The sequence below is a fragment of the Enterobacter cloacae complex sp. genome (genome assembly GCF_900322725.1).
GTDB classification, from domain to species: Bacteria; Pseudomonadota; Gammaproteobacteria; order Enterobacterales; family Enterobacteriaceae; genus Enterobacter; species Enterobacter quasihormaechei.
The window spans coordinates 3,626,157-3,646,244 of sequence record NZ_LT991957.1; the positions used below are offsets into that span (position 1 = coordinate 3,626,157).

Below are 20,088 nucleotides of genomic sequence, written 5' to 3' on the forward strand. Positions count from 1 at the left end.
GATATCCACCATCAATAACCTCTATACAATTACGAGCGATTTGTGAACGCATACATGGGTCCTGAATAAGCTCCGGTATCAGAAGAGCTATTCATAATTGGAGTGGTGAGCGAGCGTTATGTAGCCTTCTGGCTATGTCCCCAAATGAAGACACCATTCCTTTTCCTGCCATCAGGTGGTTTATTCGTTACAGCTTATGCCCGCTGCCTGTATGGAAGGTCAAACCCGATCATGTTTCCGCTCAATTGGTGTTCTTTTAAGGTATTGACCAGGCAAATTTTAACCGCATGAGACGATCAGCGATGCCGCCACGCTGTCGCCATGGGCATAAAGGTAGGGTTATAAGCAACTGATTGGGAAGGGGATGAATCTCAGGCAACAAAAAACCCATCAACCTTGAACCAAAACGGCGGGGTTGATGGGCTCCACAAATTGGGGACATCAAAGAAAAGCAGTGGCAATAGTTATGACTGTGACCTGTGTAAAAAGTTCTGCACGTAACGAAAATTTTTTCAGCCACGCGCAAACTTGAGACTTATCCGAGTCCAGGCCAGATAATGACGATCAGCGTACCTGCCAGCGTCAGCAGCACGTTTGCGATCGCGTACGTGCCTGCATAGCCCAGCGCCGGGATATTGCTGCGCGCGGTGTCGCTGATGATTTCCATCGCCGGTGCGCAGGTACGCGCGCCCATCATCGCGCCGAAGAGCAGGGCGCGGTTCATGCGCAGCACGTAGGCACCGAACAGGAAGCAGATCACCACCGGCACCAGGCTGACGACAAGTCCGGAAAGCAACATTTGCCAGCCGACAGCGCCCAGTCCGTTGCCAATGCCGCTCCCGGCGCTTAAGCCGACACCCGCCATAAAGACCATCAGGCCGAACTCTTTCACCATGTTCAGCGCCCCCTGAGGGATATAGCCGAAGGTTGGATGGTTCGCTCGCAGGAAGCCCAGCATGATCCCGGCGAACAGCAGGCCGGCAGCGTTACCGATGCCGAAGCTAAAGTTGCTGAACTGGAAGGTGATCATCCCAATCATCAGACCGACAATGAAGAAGGCGCAGAACGCTAACAGGTCCGTCACCTGGCTGTGAATGGAGATAAAGCCGATACGATCGGCAACGGTTTTGACACGTCGGGCATCGCCGCTGACCTGCAACACGTCGCCTTTGTTGAGCACAATGTTATCGTCGATAGGCATTTCAATCTGGCTGCGGATCACGCGGTTGAGGAAACAGCCGTGGTCGGTCAGCTTCAGCTGTGCCAGACGGCGGCCCACGGCGTTGTGGTTTTTCACCACAATCTCTTCGGTGACGATACGCATGTCCAGCAGGTCGCGGTCGAACACCTCTTTCCCGTTGCGGAAGCTGGGATCGAGACGCGCGTGGGCGTCCGGGTACCCGACAAGGGCGATGTCATCGCCCATCTGGAGCACCGCGTCACCGTCCGGGTTAGCCAGAATACCGTTACGACGAATTCGTTCGATGTAGCAGCCGGTCTGACGGTAGATCCCAAGTTCGCGCAGGTTTTTCCCGTCAGTCCAGGCAACCAGCTCCGGGCCGACCCGGTACGCGCGGATCACCGGCAGGTAAACCTTACGTTTGGAGTCCGTGTCCAGGCCGCGCTCGCGGGCAATGGTCTGGGCGCTGGTCTGGAGATCCTGATGCTGAAGTTTCGGCAGATAGCGCGCGCCAACAATCAGGCTTACCAGACCAATCAGATAGGTCAGGGCATAGCCCAGGCTCAGGTTGTCCAGCGCGACGGAAAGCGGCGTGCCTGCCATGCCAGAATGACGAAGCGTGTCCCCGGCACCCACAAGCACCGGCGTGGAGGTCATCGAGCCGGCCAGCATACCGGCCGTTAAGCCGATGTCCCAGCCAAACAGTTTGCCCAGCCCTAACGCAATCAGCAGCGCGCTGCCGACCATCACCAGCGCCAGCATCAGATAATTTTTGCCATCACGGAAGAAAATCGAAAAAAAGTTCGGGCCGGCTTCCACGCCTACGCAAAAAATAAACAGCATGAAACCTAAGTTAAGCGCGTCCGTGTTAATACTGAAATGTTGCTGACCTAATAACAGCGAGACGACTAAAACGCCAATGGAATTACCAAGTTGAACTGAACCCAGGCGCAATTTACCCAGACAAAGGCCCAGTGCCAGTACCACAAATAATAACAGGATGTAATTCCCATTTAACAAGTCTGCGACGTTTATATTCACGGAGGCTAACTTCTTGTTTACCAGTAAGTTGTTGAATGAAAGGACTATTTGGGCTACTGTTTTCAGAGTCAGGGAATCACTGAGAACCTCCCTGCTTCCTGATAAATACCCTAAACACTAGCAGGCGGTTAGTTTAATCGTAATAGCTACCGACAGCCACCTATTATCGCACGACTTCCGTGCGTGTTTTGGCAAGGATTGCCGCAATGCTTTATCTGACTGGGCGTCCACCGGACGATTTTTGTATTTGATAGAGATAAGTCAGGAGGATAGTTTGAACTTTAAACGAAACTGGGCTGGCGTAATCAGCTGTTTTTTGCTGTTTACGGTAGTTTGCATGTCGCTTGCATTTAACGTGAAGGGCGCCTTCAGAGCGTCCGGTCATCCGGAGCTGGGCCTGCTGTTTTTCATTCTGCCGGGGGCCGTGGCCAGTTTTCTCTCGCGCAAAGGCGAGGTGGTGATGCCGCTTCTGGGGGCAATCCTTGCGGCGCCCATCTGCTTGCTTCTGATGCGCGTGCTGTTTCTCTCGTCGAGAAGCGTCTGGCAGGAAGTGGCGTGGTTGTTGAGCGGCGTTTTCTGGTGTGCGCTGGGCGCGCTGTGTTTCTTATTTACGCGCAGCCTGCTGCAACAGCGGAAGCACCGTAAATAAAAACGCCCTCAGGGTGAGGGCGTCTTCGGATTGCCTTACTGAGCGGCAAACAGGCCAAGGTGCTCTTTGGCGTAGGCTTCAAAATCGGTGCAGCCGCCGATGTGTTTCTGGTCGAGGAAGATCTGCGGCACGGTTTCAACCGGTTTACCCACGGTTTTTTCCAGATCGGCTTTGCTGATGCCTTCCGCGTGGATATCCACGTAGCGGAAGTTAAAATCATCACGTTCTTCAGTCAGTTTCTCAGCCAGCTCTTTCGCGCGCACACAGTAAGGGCATCCTGGACGACCAAAAATTACTGCAAACATTTCTCTCTCCTCAAAAAACAAGCCTGACGGCGAATAATGCCTATAGTGCACGATAACCTGTGGTCATGGAAAGAAGGTTTCACCTGTCACTTTGATACAGTCAGGCTATGTTTCGCCAATTACATCATGGGGATCATTGCCTATACTGGCTGCCATACGTTTTACGCAATACAAAGAGAGACAAAATGACGCCAACCATTGACCTGCTTCGTTCCCACCGTTCCATTCGCCATTTTACCGATGAGCCAATTACTCAGGCACAGCGGGAAGCGATCATCGACAGCGCGCGCGGTACCTCCAGCTCCAGCTTTTTGCAGTGCAGCTCGATTATCCGCATCACCGATCCGGCGATGCGTGAACAGCTGGTGACGCTCACGGGCGGACAAAAGCACGTTGCCCAGGCGGCCGAGTTCTGGGTGTTCTGCGCCGATTTTAACCGTCACCTGCAAATCTGCCCTGAGGCGGAGCTGGGGCTGGCGGAACAGCTGCTGCTGGGCGTGGTCGATACGGCGCTGATGGCGCAAAACGCCTTCACGGCGGCGGAATCGCTGGGGCTTGGCGGGGTGTATATCGGCGGGCTGCGCAACAACATCGAAAGCGTGACCGAGCTGCTGAAGCTGCCGAAACACGTGCTGCCGCTGTTTGGCCTGTGCCTCGGCTGGCCGGCGGACAACCCGGATCTGAAGCCGCGTATTCCTGCCGCGATGCTGGTGCATGAAAACCACTACCGGCCGGTCGACCAGGACGTTCTGAATCAATACGACGAAGAGCTGGCGAACTACTACCTGACGCGCGACAGCAACAACCGTCGCGACACCTGGAGCGACCATATTCGTCGCACCATTATCAAGGAGAGCCGCCCGTTCATTCTTGATTACCTGCACAAGCAGGGCTGGGCAACGCGGTAGTCCATTCCTCCCGCGCCTCGTGTATGATAGGCAGGCTTTTACCATGTCTTTAGAGAGGTGCAGGGTGAAGATTGCCATATTGTCCCGGGATGGAACGCTCTATTCATGTAAACGTCTGCGAGAAGCGGCGGCGAAGCGCGGGCATCAGATTGAGATCCTCGATCCGATGTCCTGCTATATGAACATCGACCCCGCGGCGTCGTCGATTCACTACAAGGGCCGCAAGCTGCCGCACTTCGATGCGGTGATCCCCCGCATTGGCTCCCAGATCACCTATTACGGCACGGCTGCGCTGCGCCAGTTTGAAATGCTGGGAAGCTATCCGCTCAACGAGTCCGTGGCGATTTCCCGCGCCCGCGATAAACTGCGCTCGCTACAGCTGCTGGCGCGCCAGGGGATCGATCTGCCCGTCACTGGGATTGCCCACTCCCCGGACGACACCAGCGATTTGATCGACATGGTGGGCGGTGCGCCGCTGGTCATAAAGCTGGTGGAAGGCACGCAGGGAATCGGGGTAGTACTGGCGGAGACGCGTCAGGCGGCTGAAAGCGTGATCGACGCGTTTCGCGGTCTGAATGCCCATATTCTGGTGCAGGAATATATTAAAGAGGCCAAAGGGTGCGATATCCGCTGCTTTGTGGTGGGCGCTGAAGTGGTGGCTGCCATTGAGCGGCAGGCGAAAGAAGGCGACTTCCGCTCGAACCTGCACCGCGGCGGCATTGCGCGGGTGGCCATTATCAGCGAGCGCGAGCGTGCGATCGCGGTGAAAGCCGCACAGACGTTAGGCCTGGACGTTGCGGGGGTCGATCTGCTGCGCGCCGAGCGCGGGCCGCTGGTGATGGAGGTCAACGCCTCGCCGGGACTGGAAGGGGTGGAAAAAACCACGGGCGTCGATATTGCAGGTAAAATGATCGCGTGGATTGAACGTCACGCAACGCCGGGATTTTGCCTGAAAACGGGCGGTTAAATGGATCGGCGCGCACTTTTTGCGTAATCTGGACAACGTTTTTATTTAAGAGGCTGCACAGCGATGGATTTACAGGTCGTACCTACACTGGATACGTTACGTCAATGGCTCGATGATGCCGGTATTACTTTCTTCGAATGCGACTCCTGCCAGGCGCTGCATCTGCCTCACATGCAAAATTTCGACGGCATTTTTGATGCCAAAATCGATCTGATTAACGACGTCATTCTTTTCTCGGCGCTGGCCGAAGTGAAGCCTTCTGCGCTGCTGGCGCTGGCGTCCGATCTGTCTGCAATTAACGCCAGCTCTCTGACGGTCAAAGCGTTTCTCGACATACAGGATGATAACCTGCCGAAGCTGGTGGTTTGCCAGTCTTTATTCTCCGGCGCCGGGCTCTCCTTCAAGCAGTTCGCCTGGTTTATGCGCCTGAGCGAAGAGCAGATTTCCATGGTAATGATGGAAGCCAACGCACACCACCTGCTGTACAGCGCGGAAGATGATGCTGAGAATAATGATGCATCTCCCAATTTTCTCCACTAAGGCTGTCTGACTTTTGCGCAGTCGCTGCCAGAGCGGCTGCATAACACCGTTTTTTCTGCTGCTTTTAACCTTTCTTTAAAGAATTTTTCACCTCCTCTCAGGCCGTTTCGGCTTATCACATAGACATAATCTGCATAAAAAATTGATAAAAGGCGTTTTTTCGTCTGGGCTATAGCCGGAGACACGGGCTACAGTTATTCTTGCGATGCTTAAAAAAGCGAGCGGATCCTGCCGGAAAAAGGGGGTTATATTTATTTCGGGCAGAGCGACAAACTATGCATGATTATTGCATATCTTCAGGCTGCACAGTTTTGGTTCGTTTGTTAACGAGCTTTCAGAAGGAATAACAATATGATCGCCTTGAATAAAAAATGGTTATCGGGTCTGGTTGCGGGTGCTCTGATGGCCGTCTCTGCCGGTACGCTCGCTGCGGAACAAAAAACGCTACACGTCTATAACTGGTCTGACTATATTGCGCCGGACACCGTCGCCAATTTTGAAAAAGAGACCGGCATTAAAGTGGTCTACGACGTATTCGATTCCAACGAAGTGCTGGAAGGCAAACTGATGGCGGGCAGCACCGGCTTTGACCTGGTTGTGCCGTCGGCAAGTTTCCTTGAGCGTCAGCTGACCGCCGGCGTTTTCCAGCCGCTGGATAAGAGCAAATTACCCAACTGGAAAAACCTCGACCCGGAGGTGCTGAAGCTGGTGGCTAAGCACGATCCGGAGAATAAATACGCGATGCCATACCTGTGGGCGACCACCGGCATCGGCTTTAACGTGGATAAGGTCAAAGCCGCGCTGGGCCCGGACGTCAAGCTGGACAGCTGGGACGTGGTGCTGAAGCCGGAAAACCTTGAAAAACTCAAAAGCTGCGGCGTCTCTTTCCTCGATGCGCCGGAAGAAATTTTTGCCACCGTGCTTAACTACCTTGGCAAAGATCCCAACAGCAGCAAGGCCGACGACTACACCGGTCCGGCAACCGACCTGCTGCTGAAGCTGCGTCCGAATATTCGCTACTTCCACTCCTCTCAGTACATCAACGACCTGGCGAACGGCGATATCTGCGTGGCGATCGGCTGGGCGGGTGACGTCTGGCAGGCGGCGAACCGTGCGAAAGAGGCGAAAAACGGCGTGAATGTTTCCTACTTCATTCCGAAAGATGGCGCGCTGGCGTTCTTCGACGTCTTCGCCATGCCGGCTGATGCGAAAAACAAAGAGGAAGCGTATCAGTTCCTCAACTACCTGATGCGTCCGGAAGTGATTGCCCACATTAGCGACCATGTTTACTACGCTAACGGTAACAAGGCCTCCGTGCCGATGGTCAGCGAGGCGATCCGCAATAACCCGGCGATCTATCCGCCAGCGGACGTCTTTGCCAAGCTGTTCACCCTGAAGGTGCAGGAGCCTAAGATCGACCGCGTGCGCACCCGCGCGTGGACGAAGGTGAAAAGCGGTAAGTAACGGCGTTTGATATCGTTGTCCGGTGGCGCTAACGCTTACCGGGCCGACACAACCCGTAGGCCGGGCAAGCGTTAGCGCCGCCCGGCGATGCGCACCCTGACGGTGCGTTTGCACCAGTGTTGATCTATGCCGGAGAGCACCCCGTGAATGACGCGATCCCCCGCCCGCAGGCGAAAGTCCGTAAAGCGCTGACCCCGCTTCTTGAAATTCGTAACCTCACCAAATCCTTCGACGGCCAGCATGCCGTGGACGACGTCAGCCTGACGATCTACAAAGGCGAAATATTCGCCCTGCTCGGCGCATCGGGCTGCGGTAAGTCCACGCTGCTGCGCATGCTCGCCGGGTTTGAACAGCCGACCGCCGGGCAGATAGTGCTGGACGGCGTTGATCTCTCCAGCGTGCCGCCGTACCAGCGGCCCATAAACATGATGTTTCAGTCCTACGCGCTATTCCCGCACATGACCGTCGAGCAGAATATCGCCTTCGGCCTGAAGCAGGACAAGCTGCCGAAAGCCGAAATCACCGCGCGCGTGGCGGAGATGCTGAGCCTGGTGCACATGCAGGAGTTCGCGAAGCGCAAGCCGCACCAGCTTTCCGGCGGCCAGCGTCAGCGCGTGGCGCTGGCAAGAAGCCTGGCGAAGCGTCCGAAGCTGCTGCTGCTCGACGAGCCGATGGGCGCCCTGGATAAAAAGCTGCGCGACCGGATGCAGCTGGAAGTGGTGGATATCCTCGAGCGCGTGGGCGTGACCTGCGTGATGGTGACCCACGACCAGGAAGAGGCGATGACCATGGCCGGGCGCATTGCGATCATGAATCGCGGTAAGTTCGTGCAGATTGGCGAGCCGGAAGAGATCTACGAGCATCCGACCACCCGCTACAGCGCGGAGTTTATCGGCTCGGTGAACGTCTTCGAAGGGCTGCTGAAGGAGCGTCAGGAAGACGGTCTGGTGATTGAATCGCCGGGGCTGGTGCACCCGCTGAAGGTTGACTCTGACAACTCCGTGGTGGACAACGTGCCGGTCTACGTGGCCCTGCGCCCGGAAAAAATCATGCTTTGCGATGAGCCGCCCGCCGATGGCTATAACTTTGCCGTGGGCGAAGTGGTGCACATTGCCTATCTCGGCGACCTGTCGATTTATCACGTTCGCCTGAAAAGCGGGCAGATGCTCAGCGCCCAGCTACAGAACGAGCACCGGTATCGCAAGGGACAGCCAACCTGGGGCGATGAAGTGAGCCTGTGCTGGGATGCGGACAGCTGCGTCGTACTGACGGTATAAGGAGCGGCCATGAGTACACTTGAACCTCCAGCCCGCGTCAAAACACCGGGCGGCTTCGCGCGCTGGCTGGCGCGCGTGCAGATGGCGCATGGCCGCAAGCTGGTCATCGCCATGCCGTATATCTGGCTGATCCTGCTGTTTCTGCTGCCGTTCCTGATCGTCTTTAAGATCAGCCTGGCGGAGATGGCGCGGGCGATCCCGCCGTACACCGATCTGTGGGAGTGGGCCGACGGGCAGCTGACGCTGACGCTGAATCTGGGCAACTTCCTACAGCTCACCGAGGATCCGCTCTATTTCGAAGCCTATTTACAGTCGTTGCAGGTGGCTGCCGTCTCGACGATTTGCTGTCTGCTGATGGGCTACCCGCTGGCGTGGGCGGTGGCGCACAGCAAGCCGTCAACGCGAAACATTTTGCTGCTGCTGGTGATTTTACCGTCGTGGACGTCGTTCCTGATCCGCGTATACGCCTGGATGGGGATCCTGAAAAATAACGGCATCCTGAATAACTTTCTGCTGTGGCTTGGCGTCATCGACCAGCCGTTGACCATCCTGCACACCAACCTCGCGGTGTATATCGGGATTGTTTACGCTTACCTGCCGTTTATGGTGCTGCCGATTTACACCGCCCTGACGCGCATTGACTACTCGCTGGTGGAAGCCTCGCTGGATCTCGGTGCGCGGCCGCTGAAGACCTTCTTCAGCGTGATCGTGCCGCTGACCAAAGGCGGGATCATTGCCGGGTCGATGCTGGTGTTTATCCCGGCGGTCGGGGAGTTTGTGATCCCGGAACTGCTCGGCGGACCGGATAGCATCATGATTGGCCGCGTGCTGTGGCAGGAGTTCTTCAATAACCGCGACTGGCCGGTGGCCTCGGCGGTGGCGATCGTCATGTTGCTGCTGCTGATCGTGCCGATCATGTGGTTCCACAAGCATCAGCAGAAACAGATGGGAGATCGCGGATGAACAACTTGCCGGTAGTACGCTCTCCGTGGCGCATTCTGATCCTCGTGATTGGCTTCACCTTCCTGTACGCGCCGATGCTGATGCTGGTGATCTACTCGTTCAACAGCTCAAAGCTGGTGACCGTCTGGGCGGGCTGGTCGACGCGCTGGTATAGCGCGCTGTTCCACGACGAGGCGATGATGAGCGCGGTCGGATTAAGCCTGACCATTGCAGCGCTGGCGGCGACGATGGCCTGCGTGCTGGGCACGATTGCCGCGCTGGTGATGGTGCGCTTTGGCCGCTTCCGCGGGGCCAACGGCTTTGCGTTTATGATCACCGCGCCGCTGGTGATGCCGGACGTGATCACCGGCCTGTCGCTGCTGCTGCTGTTTGTGGCGCTGGCGCACGCCATCGGCTGGCCGGCGGATCGCGGGATGCTCACCATCTGGCTGGCGCACGTGACCTTCTGTACGGCGTACGTGGCGGTGGTGATCTCCTCGCGTCTGCGCGAGCTGGACCGCTCCATTGAAGAGGCGGCGATGGATCTCGGCGCCACGCCGCTAAAGGTTTTCTTCATCATCACGCTGCCGATGATTATGCCGGCGGTCATCTCCGGCTGGCTGCTGGCGTTCACGCTCTCGCTCGACGATCTGGTTATCGCCAGCTTTGTCTCGGGGCCGGGCGCGACGACGCTGCCGATGCTGGTCTTCTCCAGCGTGCGCATGGGGGTGAATCCGGAGATTAACGCCCTGGCGTCTATCATCCTCGGCGTGGTCGGAATTGTCGGATTTATCGCCTGGTATTTGATGGCGCGCGCGGAAAAGCAGCGCGTTCGCGATATCCAGCGTGCAAGACGCGGCTGAAGGAATTATTATTTCCAGTGATGTGCCGCGTATGACGCGGCACTGTTTTTCAGGGAAGTAAAAACATTGGGATTCTTGCAAAAAACACGTCATTCGCACGCCCGTCCGAACGTCCCTGCGCTGGTTCAGGTGGCGGCGCTCGCCATTATTATGATCCGCTGCCTGGATGTGCTGATGATTATGAACACGCTGGGCCCGCGGGGCATGGGGGAGTTCATTCATCGCAGCGCGCAGACGTGGAATCTGACGCTGGTGTTTCTCAGCAGCCTGATGCTGGTGTTTATTGAGATCTACTGCGCGTTCTCGCTGGTAAAGGGGCGCAACTGGGCGCGCTGGGTCTATTTTCTTACGCAGATCACCGCCGCCAGCTATCTGTGGGCCGCCTCGCTGGGCTACGGCTATCCGGAGCTGTTCAGCATTCCCGGCGGCTCCCGCCGCGAGATTTTCCATTCCTTAGTGATGCAGAAATTGCCGGACATGCTGGTGCTCTGCCTGCTCTATGTTCCCGCCTCCAGTCGGCGGTTCTTCCGCCTGCAATAATGTGTATAATCGCAGCCCTCGTTTTCCTTGAGGTTTTCATATGCAGTGCGCACTCTATGACGCCGGTCGCTGCCGCTCCTGTCAGTGGATAGAACAGCCGGTCTCTCAACAACTCACCGCCAAAATGGCCGATTTACAGCAGCTGCTTGCCGGCCACGCGGTGGGCGAGTGGTGCGCACCCGTCAGCGGGCCGGAGCAGGGCTTTCGTAATAAAGCCAAAATGGTGGTCAGCGGCAGCGTCGAAAAGCCGCTGCTGGGCATGCTCCACCGTGACGGCACGCCGGAAGACCTCACCGCCTGCCCGCTGTATCCCGCTTCGTTTGAACCGGTGTTTGCCGCACTGAAGCCGTTTATCGCCCGCGCGGGGTTAACGCCCTATAACGTTGCCCGCAGGCGCGGCGAGCTGAAATACCTCCTGCTGACCGAAAGCCAGATCGACGGCGGCATGATGCTGCGCTTCGTGCTGCGCTCAGAGAGCAAGCTGGAGCAGCTGCGCGCAGCGCTGCCGGCATTGCAGGCCCAGCTTCCGCAGTTGCGGGTGATCACGGCCAACATTCAGCCGGTGCACATGGCGATCATGGAAGGGGAGAAAGAGATTTTCTTCACCGAACAGCATGCGCTGGCGGAGAACTTTAACGGCGTGCCGCTGTGGATCCGTCCGCAAAGTTTCTTCCAGACTAACCCCGCCGTCGCCAGCGCGCTGTACGCCACCGCGCGCGACTGGGTGCGCGCGTTACAGGTTCATCACATGTGGGATCTGTTCTGCGGCGTCGGCGGCTTTGGCCTGCACTGCGCCACGCCTGAGATGCAGCTCACCGGCATTGAAATCTCCGCCGAAGCGATTGCCTGCGCAAAGCAGTCCGCCGCTGAACTGGGGTTAACCAATCTGCACTTCCAGGCGCTGGACTCCACCCGGTTCGCGACCGGGCAGGGCAACGTGCCGGAGCTGGTGCTGGTGAACCCGCCGCGCCGGGGCATCGGCCAGGCACTGTGCGACTACCTGAGCCAGATGGCGCCTAAGTACATCGTTTATTCCAGCTGTAACGCACAAACCATGGCGAAAGATATCGCTAATCTGCCGGGTTACCGCATTGAGCGCGTTCAGCTCTTTGATATGTTCCCGCACACCGCGCATTACGAAGTGCTGACGTTGCTCGTGAAATCTTAAACAAAATGTGAACTCTTCATCCCTGCGAAATCAGGTAAGCTTACGTCATAAAAATTGAATAAAGGCTTACCGATGAAGCAGATCCTGCTGGTGGAAGATGACCACGATATTGCGGCGCTCCTGCGCCTCAACTTAGAAGACGAAGGCTACACCATTACCCACGAGCCGGACGGGGGGAAGGCGTTACCGCTTCTGGAAAAACAGCCGTGGGACGCGGTGATCCTCGATCTGATGCTGCCGAACGTCGACGGCCTGGAAATTTGCCGCCGTATCCGCCAGATGACCCGCTACCTGCCCATTATCATCATTAGCGCCCGCAGCAGTGAAACCGATCGTATTACCGGCCTGGAAACCGGGGCGGATGATTATCTGGCAAAACCGTTCTCGGTGCAGGAGCTGATTGCCCGCATTAAGGCGCTGTTCCGCCGTCAGCAGGCGATGGGGCAGGCGCAGACGGACGGCATTATCCAGGCGCACGGCCTGACTATCGATCCGCTGGCGCGCAGCGTGCGTCTCAACGGCCAACACGTCGATCTCACCCCGCGCGAATTTGAGCTGCTCTATTTCTTTGCCCGCCATCCCGGCGAGGTCTTCTCGCGGCTGGCGCTGCTGGAACAGGTGTGGGGCTATCAGCACGAAGGCTACGAGCACACCGTCAATACCCACATCAACCGCCTGCGCATCAAAATTGAGAAAGATGCCGCCGAGCCGGAAATCATTCGCACCGTCTGGGGCAAAGGCTATAAGTTTGCGGAGCGTAACCATGATGCGTCGCTTTAGCCTGAGCCAGCGCCTGACGCTGCTGTTTACGGCGTTATTGCTGCTCTGCGCTACCGTTGCCTGTGCGGTGCAGCTCTACAGCAGCATGCAGTACGGCAACGCCATGGTGCAGCGGCTCTCCGGCGGCCTGGCGCAGCAGATCGTCCAGCGGGAACCGATTCTGGACGCGCAGGGCAGGGTGGATCGCAGTGCCTTAAAGCCCCTGTTCGACCGGCTGATGACCTTTAATCCGAGCGTCGAGCTGTATGTTGTCTCCCCGGATGGCGATATCCTGGCTGATGCCGCCCCGCCGGGCCACATCCAGCGGCAAAAAATTGACCTTGCGCCGATTCAAAATTTCCTGAGCGGGACGGTGATGCCGGTGCTGGGCGACGACCCCCGCAGTCAGAATAAAAAGATCTTCAGCGCCACGCCGCTGCGTCAGGACGGCGAGCTGAAGGGCTATCTGTACATTATTTTGCAGGGGGAGGAGTTCAACGCGCTGGCGGAGACGGCCTGGCACAAAGCGCTCTGGAGTACGGCGCTGTGGTCCATGCTGCTGGTGGCGCTGTTTGGCCTGCTGGCGGGGGTGCTCATTTGGTACTGGGTGACGCGTCCGGTCAAACAGCTCACGATGGACGTGGTCGGGCTGGAGCAGGACAGCATCAGCGCGATCAAGCAACTGGCGGCCCAGCCGCTGGCGCCTGCCGGCCAGGATGAAGTGGCGATCCTGCGCAATACCTTTATTGAGCTGGCGCGCAAAATCACCTCTCAGTGGGATCGGCTGGCCGACAGCGACCGTCAGCGCCGGGAGTTTATCGCCAATATTTCACACGATTTGCGTACGCCGCTGACTTCGCTGCTGGGGTATCTGGAAACGCTGTCGCTGAAATCCGCGACGCTGACGCCGCAGGAGCACCAGCAGTACCTTGCCACCGCGCTGCGCCAGGGGCAAAAGGTGCGCCATCTGTCGCAGCAGCTGTTTGAGCTGGCGCGTCTTGAGCACGGCGGCATCAAGCCCCAGCGCGAGCGTTTTGCCATGGCCGAGCTGATTTCCGACGTGGCGCAGAAGTTTGAGCTGGCCGCCCGCACGCGGGAGTTAAATCTGCATATTGATGTGCCGGGTCCGCTGCCGCTGGTGAACGCCGACGTCTCCATGATTGAACGGGTGGTGACGAATCTGCTGGATAACGCGATACGCCATACGCCACCGGGCGGAGACATTCGTCTGGCGGTGTGGCAGGAAAACGACCGGTTGCAGGTTGAAGTGGAAGATAACGGCGTGGGCGTCGATGCGGCCTTGCGGGACGATCTGTTCCAGCGGCCTTCAGCGTTAAATCCTCAGGCGTCGCGGGACAACCGGGGCGGATTAGGGCTATTGATCGTGAAAAGAATGCTGGAGCTGCACGGCGGGGGGATCCGGTTGATGGAGTCCGTAAGCGGGGCGCGGTTCAGGTTCTTTGTGCCGCTGTGAGAAATTGCCGGGTGGCGCTGCGCTTACCCGGCCTACAGACCACCCCCGTAGGCCAGACCACCCGGCAAAAAGCGATTACTGCGGGAACCACTGCTCGCTGATTTTCTGGTACGTACCGTCAGCCTTGATCGCTTTCAGTGCGCCGTTCAGTTTTTCCAGCAGGGCTTTGTTATCCGGGCGTACCGCGATGCCGAGGCCTGTACCGAAGTACTGCGGATCGGTCACTTTCTCTGTCGCCGTCCCCAGCTGCGGGTTGGTTTTCAGCCATTCGTTAACCACGGCGGTGTCGCCGAATACGCCGTCAATACGGCCATTTTTCAGGTCGATAATCGCGTTCTGATAGCTGTCATAGGCTACGGTTTTGACTTCAGGGTGCTTGTCCTGGAGGAATTTCTGGTGCGTGGTGCCGTTTTCCATGCCGATGCGCTTGCCTTTCAGCTGGTCAAAGGAGGTGTACGCGCCTTTCTTCGCAATCACCACCGCAGAGTTGGCGTAGTACGGGTCGGTGAACGCGACCTGCTTGCTGCGCTCTGGGGTGATATCCATACCGGAAATCACCGCATCGTATTTTTTGAACTTGAGGGACGGGATCAGGCTGTCAAACGCGTGGTTAGTAAAGGTGCAGTCGGCCTGCATCTGCTTGCACAGCGCTTTCGCCAGGTCGATGTCGAAACCGACGATCTGGTTGCTGGCATCCAGCGATTCAAACGGCGGATAGGTGGCAGAAACGCCGAAATTAATTTTATCTGCGGCTGACGCGCCAGCGGCGAAGGTTGCCAGTAATGCGGCCAGAACTAACTTTTTCATTGTGTTGCTCCCGTCTGTAGGTCTTATGAACGTACAATGCCATTTAATGAATTTATATGCAATATAAACGATTAAATATTAAAAGGTAGGCAAAAAAAAACGGATAACCAAAAGGTTATCCGTCACGTGTATTCACGTTTATGCATTTTCTGCCGGGCGGGCCCGGCCTACGATCTCCGCTCGAATGCCAGCGCCTTACGCTCGATCAGGCGCATCATCAGCGTCAGCAGGCCGTTGACCACCAGATACACCAGCCCGGCCGCACCGAACACCATCACGTCGTAGGTGCGTCCATACAGCAGTTGCCCGTGGCCCATCACTTCCATCAGGGTGATGGTGTAGGCCAGAGAGGTGCTCTTGAACACCAGAACGACTTCGTTGGAATAGGAAGAGAGCGCGCGCTTAAAGGCGTACGGCAGCAGGATCGCCAGCGTGTCCTTCTTGCTCATGCCCAGCGCGCCGCAGGACTGCCACTGGCCTTCCGGGATCGCGCGGATCGCACCGTAAAACAGCTGCGTGGTATAGGCGGCGCTGTTCAGCGAGAGGGCAATCAGGGCGCATAGCCACGGCTCAGAGAGCAGGTGCCAGATCACCGGGTATTCCTGCAACGACGGGAACTGCCCCGGACCGTAGTAAATCAGGAAAATCTGCACCAGCAGCGGCGTACCGGTAAACAGCGTAATGTAACCGCGTACAATCCACACCAGCACCGGCGTTTTCAGCGTCAGGACGATGGTGAAGATCAGCGCCAGAATCAGCGCCACGATGATGGACGCGACGGTCAGCGTCAGGCTGGTGTGCAGCCCTTTCATCAATTCGGGTAAATAGTCCAGCATCAGCCTGGTCTCCGTTCAAAACGCGTTGCACGCAGATCAATACGCTTAAGAACGTACTGGCTCAGCAACGTGATCGCCAGGTAGATCGCTGCCGCCACAATGTACCAGGTAAAAGGCTCCTGCGTACGGGTGGCGATACTTTTGGTTTGCAGCATCAAATCGTTCACGCTGATCAGGCTCACCAGCGCGGTATCTTTCAACAGGACCAGCCACTGATTACCCAGCCCCGGCAGGGCATGACGCCACATCTGCGGCATGACCAGGCGGAAGAAGATCGCCGCTTTCGACAGGCCCAGCGCCTGGCCGGATTCCCACTGACCCTGCGGCACCGCCTTCAGCGCGCCGCGCAGCGTTTGTGACGCATAGGCCGAATAGAGCAGGGAGAGTGCAATTACGCCGCACAGGAACGGGCTGACGTCGAAGTTCTCTATCTGCATCTGCACCGGGATCTGCGCAAACCCGAGGTTAAGGGTGAAGCCGTCCGACAGCATGAGCAGCAGCTGTGAGGAACCGAAATAGATAAACAGGACCACCAGAATTTCCGGCAGCCCGCGCAGCACGGTTACCAGCGCTGAACCGAGCCATGCGACAGGGCGCCACTTAACGGACTCCCACACCGCAAAGAACATCGCCAGTACCAGGCCGATAATCAGTGCACAAACGGCAAGGCCGACGGTCATCCCGGCGGCGCTTGCTAAAGGAAAAATTTCATTCATCAGGAATTACTTCTGGAACCATTTTTTGTAGATGGTTTCGTAGGTGCCGTCTTTCTTCACTTTTTCCAGCGCAGCATTGAATTTCTGCTGCAACTCGGTGTTGCCCTGACGTACGGCAATACCCAGACCTGTACCGAAGTAGTCTTTATCGGTCACCTTGTCACCCACGGCGGCCAGCTTGTCGTTCGCTTTCAGCCATTCAGTCACGACAGCCGTGTCCCCGAAGACCGCATCGATACGACCGTTTTGCAGGTCCAGCTTCGCATTCTGGTAGCTGTCATACGGCACAGTGGTGATTTCCGGATGCTTATCCATAATGAATTTCTGGTGCGTGGTGCCGTTTTGAACGCCCACCTTCTTGCCTTTCAGCAGATCGACAGAGGCGTATTTGCCTTTCTGACCGATGAACAGGGCTGAGTTGTCATAGTAAGGCGCAGTGAACAGAACCTGCTTTTCACGCTCCGGGGTGATGTCCATGCCGGCCATCACCGCGTCGATGCGGCGGAACTTCAGGCTCGGGATCAGGCTGTCGAACGACTGGTTGCTGAAGGTGCAGGTCGCGTCGATCTCTTTACACAGGGCGTTGGCCAGGTCCACGTCGAAGCCAACAATTTTGTTGTTCGCATCAATGGATTCAAACGGAGGATAAGACGCTTCGGTGGCGAAACGGATGGTCTGGGCTGCGGTAGCGGAAAGGCTGACGCTAGCGAGCAGCGCGGCAATCAATACTTTTTTCATTATAATTTCCCTAACACGTCAGTGAGATAAGTAATTTTTGAAGGCATCGGTTTGCGGGTTGGTGAAGCAGCTCGCGTCACCTTGCTCAACGATATACCCGTTTTCCATGTAGACCACGCGGCTGGCGGTTTTGCGCGCCACTTCCACCTCGTGGGTCACGATAACCTGGGTAATGTTGGTTTCCGCCAGCTCGCGAATAATACTCACGATCTGAGCAGTAATTTCCGGATCCAGCGCCGCAGTCGGCTCATCAAACAGCAGCACCGCCGGCTCCATCATCAGCGCACGGGCAATCGCCACGCGCTGCTGCTGACCACCGGAGAGGTGAAGCGGATAGCGGTCGCTGTAGGGCTTCAGGCGCAGACGTTCCAGCAGCTTGTCGGCACGCGCCATCGCCTGATCCTTGCTTAAGCCGAGCACGCGGCACGGGGCTTCAATCAGGTTTTGTACCACGGTCAGGTGCGGCCAGAGATTGTATTGCTGAAAAACCATGCCCACGTTTTGACGCAGTTCACGAATCGCTTTATCAGAAGGGGTTTTCGCAAAATCAAAATGGTTACCGGCAATGGCCAGCGTGCCCGAGCGGGGCATTTCAAGCAGATTCAGAACGCGCAGAAGGGAGCTTTTTCCCGCGCCGCTTGGGCCGAGCAAAACCAGCGTTTCGCCCTCCGGGCAGCTCAGCGTAATGTCGAACAGCGCCTGGTGTGCGCCGTAGAAGCAGTTAATGCCGTTTAGTTTAATACTCATCGGGGCAGTCTTTACTCATCCAGGCAATCTATAGCAATTGAGGCCGCAGATAGTACCGTTGACAGAATAGTTATGCAATATTTCTGCGTTAAAAGTTAAATATAACCCGTGTTTCTTCTTAAACATAGCACAAAATAGCGAAGGGGGAGGGGGGCGAGAATAAATGTCGGCATTCCGCCTGAAATGCCGGACATTTTACGGGGTTAACGTTTATTTCGCCGCTGCGTTAGCGGTTTTCAACGGACTGGCGCAGGGTGCCGGCAGGGGCATGAACGCTGCCGCCAATGTAGCGAACATCATCGATGGCCCAGCACTGTCCTTCACGGATCATCAGCACTTCATCCTGCCAGGTCTGGGTGCCCTGCGTCAGCTTCACGCGCAGCGGAATATTGCGCGCGTCGGTGTTCGGGATGGTTGACGCGCTGGCAACCTCGGCGCTGTCGGGCAGCGTCGCGCGGCTGGAGAACGGATCGGCAGACAGCAGCGCGTTATGCTGCGGATCGCGCGAGGCGTCGTTAAGCAGTTTCGCCAGGTTATCGCTCAGGTACGGGCGCAGGGCGGTGAGGTCATTACCGCGATGCTGAATGCGATAATCATAGAACTGTTGCGCCACGGCGTCCGGGCCGCCCTCGATGCAGGGGCCGCTGCGGGAACCGATATCCTTAAAGGCTGGCGTGACCGGCGTAGTGCAGGCGCTGAGCACCAGCGCGCAGGGCACTAAAAGCGTTAAAGCAGAGTAGCGCATGTTGATTTCCTTATTTATTAACTATCCTTTCAATCATAGCGTAACGAACCGATAATGCAGTTGCTAACGCATTGAACGCTAAAGAAGGAGAGAAAGTATGCAGTTTTCAACGACCCCAACCCTGGAAGGGCAACCGATCACCGAGTACTGCGGCGTGGTCACCGGCGAGGCGATCCTTGGCGCCAACGTCTTCCGCGACTTTTTTGCCGGCATTCGCGACATCGTCGGCGGGCGCTCCGGTGCGTATGAAAAAGAGCTGCGTAAAGCGCGAGAGATTGCGTTTAAGGAGCTGGGCGAGCAGGCCAAGGCGCTGGGTGCGGATGCGGTGGTGGGCATTGATATCGACTACGAAACGGTTGGTAAAGATGCCAGCATGCTGATGGTGAGCGTAAGCGGCACGGCGGTGAAGATCTGTTGATGACGCGTTCGCTCTCAGCCGTCCTGCTGGCGCTGCTGCTGGCAGGATGCGCCGCGGAAAAAGGCATCGTTGATAAGGGTGCTTACGAGCTGGATACGCGCCATCAGGCGCAGGCGGCCTACCCGCGTATAAAGGTGCTGGTTATTCACTACACCGCAGACGATTTTGACACCTCGCTTGCAACCCTGACCGATAAAAACGTCAGCTCCCATTATCTCATCCCCGCCAGACCCCCCGCGCCGGACGGTAAACCACGCATCTGGCAGCTGGTGCCGGAGAGCGAGCTTGCCTGGCATGCGGGTATTAGCTTCTGGCGCGGCACCAACCGCATCAACGATACCTCCGTGGGAATTGAGCTGGAGAATCGCGGCTGGCAGAAAGTTGGAGGGGTAAAAACCTTCGTGCCCTTTGAACCGGCACAAATCGCGGCGCTGATCCCTCTCGCCAAAGACATCATTGCCCGCTACGACATCAAACCGCAGAACGTCGTGGCCCATGCCGATATTGCCCCGCAGCGTAAGGACGATCCCGGCCCGCTGTTCCCGTGGCGCGAGCTGGCGCAGCAGGGGATAGGCGCCTGGCCCGATCCGGCGCGCGTGGCGTTCTATATGAACGGGCGATCGCGTTATGAGCCGGTGGATACCGCGGCGCTGCTCGATCTGCTGGCCCGCTACGGCTACGAGGTGCCCGAAGACAGCTCCCCCGCGCAGCAAAAGCGCATCATCATGGCGTTTCAGATGCATTTCCGCCCGCAGCTGTGGAACGGTGTAGCCGACGTTGAATCCCTGGCTATCGCCGAAGCGCTGTTAGAAAAATACGGGCAGGGGTAATCCTTCGGAATACCCCCGAACAGGACTATTCCCCTGCTTACCATGAGATTAATCTTAAGTACATCGTCAATTAACTTTTAGTAAATTGACTTAAAATTATCCGGATTTAATATAGACACATAGCTTGCTAACTAAATTGGAAAATAAATAAAAGCATTATTCTTTCTTTTTTTT

The 20,088-nt window shown here is 57.0% G+C and carries 22 protein-coding genes; 14 read left to right on the forward strand and 8 right to left on the reverse strand.

The features are described from left to right. Positions 1-535 precede the first annotated feature (535 nt). Positions 536-2,221 (reverse strand): aspartate:alanine antiporter, encoded by a 1,686-nt coding sequence (locus tag DBR02_RS17860; RefSeq protein ID WP_063866223.1) that lies wholly within the window; start codon positions 2,219-2,221, stop codon positions 536-538. Between the two features lie 274 nt (positions 2,222-2,495). On the opposite strand from DBR02_RS17860, the gene DBR02_RS17865 reads away from it, so the two are divergent. After that, complete coding sequence (locus DBR02_RS17865; RefSeq protein WP_063449233.1) at positions 2,496-2,870, forward strand: inner membrane protein YbjM; 375 nt, start codon at positions 2,496-2,498, stop codon at positions 2,868-2,870. Positions 2,871-2,905: 35 nt separating this feature from the next. On the opposite strand, the gene DBR02_RS17870 is transcribed toward DBR02_RS17865, so the two are convergent. Continuing rightward, complete coding sequence (locus DBR02_RS17870) at positions 2,906-3,175, reverse strand: GrxA family glutaredoxin (protein ID WP_014169305.1); 270 nt, start codon at positions 3,173-3,175, stop codon at positions 2,906-2,908. 185 nt (positions 3,176-3,360) lie between these two features. On the opposite strand from DBR02_RS17870, the gene nfsA reads away from it, so the two are divergent. From nfsA to DBR02_RS17930, 11 genes are all read left to right on the forward strand, one after another. Further along, on the forward strand, positions 3,361-4,083 hold the full coding sequence (gene nfsA / locus DBR02_RS17875; RefSeq protein ID WP_107535010.1) for a nitroreductase NfsA: 723 nt from the start codon (positions 3,361-3,363) through the stop codon (positions 4,081-4,083). A gap of 64 nt (positions 4,084-4,147) precedes the next feature. Then, complete coding sequence (gene rimK, locus DBR02_RS17880; protein ID WP_107535011.1) at positions 4,148-5,050, forward strand: 30S ribosomal protein S6--L-glutamate ligase; 903 nt, start codon at positions 4,148-4,150, stop codon at positions 5,048-5,050. Between the two features lie 63 nt (positions 5,051-5,113). After that, a complete protein-coding gene (locus DBR02_RS17885; RefSeq protein WP_003858385.1) occupies positions 5,114-5,590 on the forward strand; it encodes a YbjN domain-containing protein in 477 nt (158 codons plus the stop codon). Positions 5,591-5,941: 351 nt separating this feature from the next. Beyond that, entirely contained in the window at positions 5,942-7,054 is a 1,113-nt protein-coding gene (gene potF / locus DBR02_RS17895) for a spermidine/putrescine ABC transporter substrate-binding protein PotF (RefSeq protein ID WP_107535013.1), read from the forward strand. A gap of 143 nt (positions 7,055-7,197) precedes the next feature. Beyond that, entirely contained in the window at positions 7,198-8,331 is a 1,134-nt protein-coding gene (potG, locus tag DBR02_RS17900) for a putrescine ABC transporter ATP-binding subunit PotG (protein WP_006809449.1), read from the forward strand. A gap of 9 nt (positions 8,332-8,340) precedes the next feature. Beyond that, positions 8,341-9,294 (forward strand): putrescine ABC transporter permease PotH, encoded by a 954-nt coding sequence (gene potH, locus DBR02_RS17905; protein ID WP_063866228.1) that lies wholly within the window; start codon positions 8,341-8,343, stop codon positions 9,292-9,294. After that, the gene (gene potI, locus DBR02_RS17910) at positions 9,291-10,136 is read left to right on the forward strand and encodes a putrescine ABC transporter permease PotI (protein ID WP_063449228.1); all 846 of its coding nucleotides are present in this window, start codon (positions 9,291-9,293) and stop codon (positions 10,134-10,136) included. The genes potH and potI overlap by 4 nt, the downstream gene beginning before the upstream one ends. A gap of 42 nt (positions 10,137-10,178) precedes the next feature. After that, positions 10,179-10,676, forward strand: a complete 498-nt coding sequence (locus tag DBR02_RS17915) for a YbjO family protein (RefSeq protein WP_087878582.1) — start codon at positions 10,179-10,181, stop codon at positions 10,674-10,676. A 40-nt stretch (positions 10,677-10,716) separates the two neighbouring features. After that, a complete protein-coding gene (rlmC, locus tag DBR02_RS17920; RefSeq protein WP_107535014.1) occupies positions 10,717-11,844 on the forward strand; it encodes a 23S rRNA (uracil(747)-C(5))-methyltransferase RlmC in 1,128 nt (375 codons plus the stop codon). 72 nt (positions 11,845-11,916) lie between these two features. Continuing rightward, positions 11,917-12,624, forward strand: a complete 708-nt coding sequence (locus DBR02_RS17925; RefSeq protein WP_063866230.1) for a response regulator transcription factor — start codon at positions 11,917-11,919, stop codon at positions 12,622-12,624. Beyond that, the gene (locus tag DBR02_RS17930; RefSeq protein WP_107535015.1) at positions 12,608-14,077 is read left to right on the forward strand and encodes a sensor histidine kinase; all 1,470 of its coding nucleotides are present in this window, start codon (positions 12,608-12,610) and stop codon (positions 14,075-14,077) included. The genes DBR02_RS17925 and DBR02_RS17930 overlap by 17 nt, the downstream gene beginning before the upstream one ends. Positions 14,078-14,152: 75 nt before the next feature. Here the strand turns inward: DBR02_RS17930 and artJ are convergent, their stop codons facing one another. From artJ to DBR02_RS17960, 6 genes are all read right to left on the reverse strand, one after another. Continuing rightward, entirely contained in the window at positions 14,153-14,884 is a 732-nt protein-coding gene (artJ, locus tag DBR02_RS17935) for an arginine ABC transporter substrate-binding protein ArtJ (RefSeq protein WP_107535016.1), read from the reverse strand. A gap of 167 nt (positions 14,885-15,051) precedes the next feature. Continuing rightward, the gene (gene artM, locus DBR02_RS17940) at positions 15,052-15,720 is read right to left on the reverse strand and encodes an arginine ABC transporter permease ArtM (protein WP_063866234.1); all 669 of its coding nucleotides are present in this window, start codon (positions 15,718-15,720) and stop codon (positions 15,052-15,054) included. Next, the gene (artQ, locus tag DBR02_RS17945) at positions 15,720-16,436 is read right to left on the reverse strand and encodes an arginine ABC transporter permease ArtQ (RefSeq protein WP_107535017.1); all 717 of its coding nucleotides are present in this window, start codon (positions 16,434-16,436) and stop codon (positions 15,720-15,722) included. Before artQ ends, artM begins: the two co-directional genes overlap by 1 nt. A gap of 6 nt (positions 16,437-16,442) precedes the next feature. Next, complete coding sequence (artI, locus tag DBR02_RS17950; RefSeq protein ID WP_063449221.1) at positions 16,443-17,174, reverse strand: arginine ABC transporter substrate-binding protein ArtI; 732 nt, start codon at positions 17,172-17,174, stop codon at positions 16,443-16,445. 18 nt (positions 17,175-17,192) lie between these two features. Continuing rightward, a complete protein-coding gene (artP, locus tag DBR02_RS17955; protein WP_107535018.1) occupies positions 17,193-17,921 on the reverse strand; it encodes an arginine ABC transporter ATP-binding protein ArtP in 729 nt (242 codons plus the stop codon). 226 nt (positions 17,922-18,147) lie between these two features. Further along, positions 18,148-18,666, reverse strand: a complete 519-nt coding sequence (locus tag DBR02_RS17960; RefSeq protein WP_063449219.1) for a lipoprotein — start codon at positions 18,664-18,666, stop codon at positions 18,148-18,150. 97 nt (positions 18,667-18,763) lie between these two features. Between DBR02_RS17960 and DBR02_RS17965 the strand changes: the two genes are divergently transcribed. Then, complete coding sequence (locus tag DBR02_RS17965; RefSeq protein ID WP_107535019.1) at positions 18,764-19,084, forward strand: heavy metal-binding domain-containing protein; 321 nt, start codon at positions 18,764-18,766, stop codon at positions 19,082-19,084. After that, on the forward strand, positions 19,084-19,914 hold the full coding sequence (locus DBR02_RS17970) for an N-acetylmuramoyl-L-alanine amidase (RefSeq protein WP_107535020.1): 831 nt from the start codon (positions 19,084-19,086) through the stop codon (positions 19,912-19,914). The genes DBR02_RS17965 and DBR02_RS17970 overlap by 1 nt, the downstream gene beginning before the upstream one ends. The last annotated feature ends 174 nt before the right edge of the window (positions 19,915-20,088 follow it).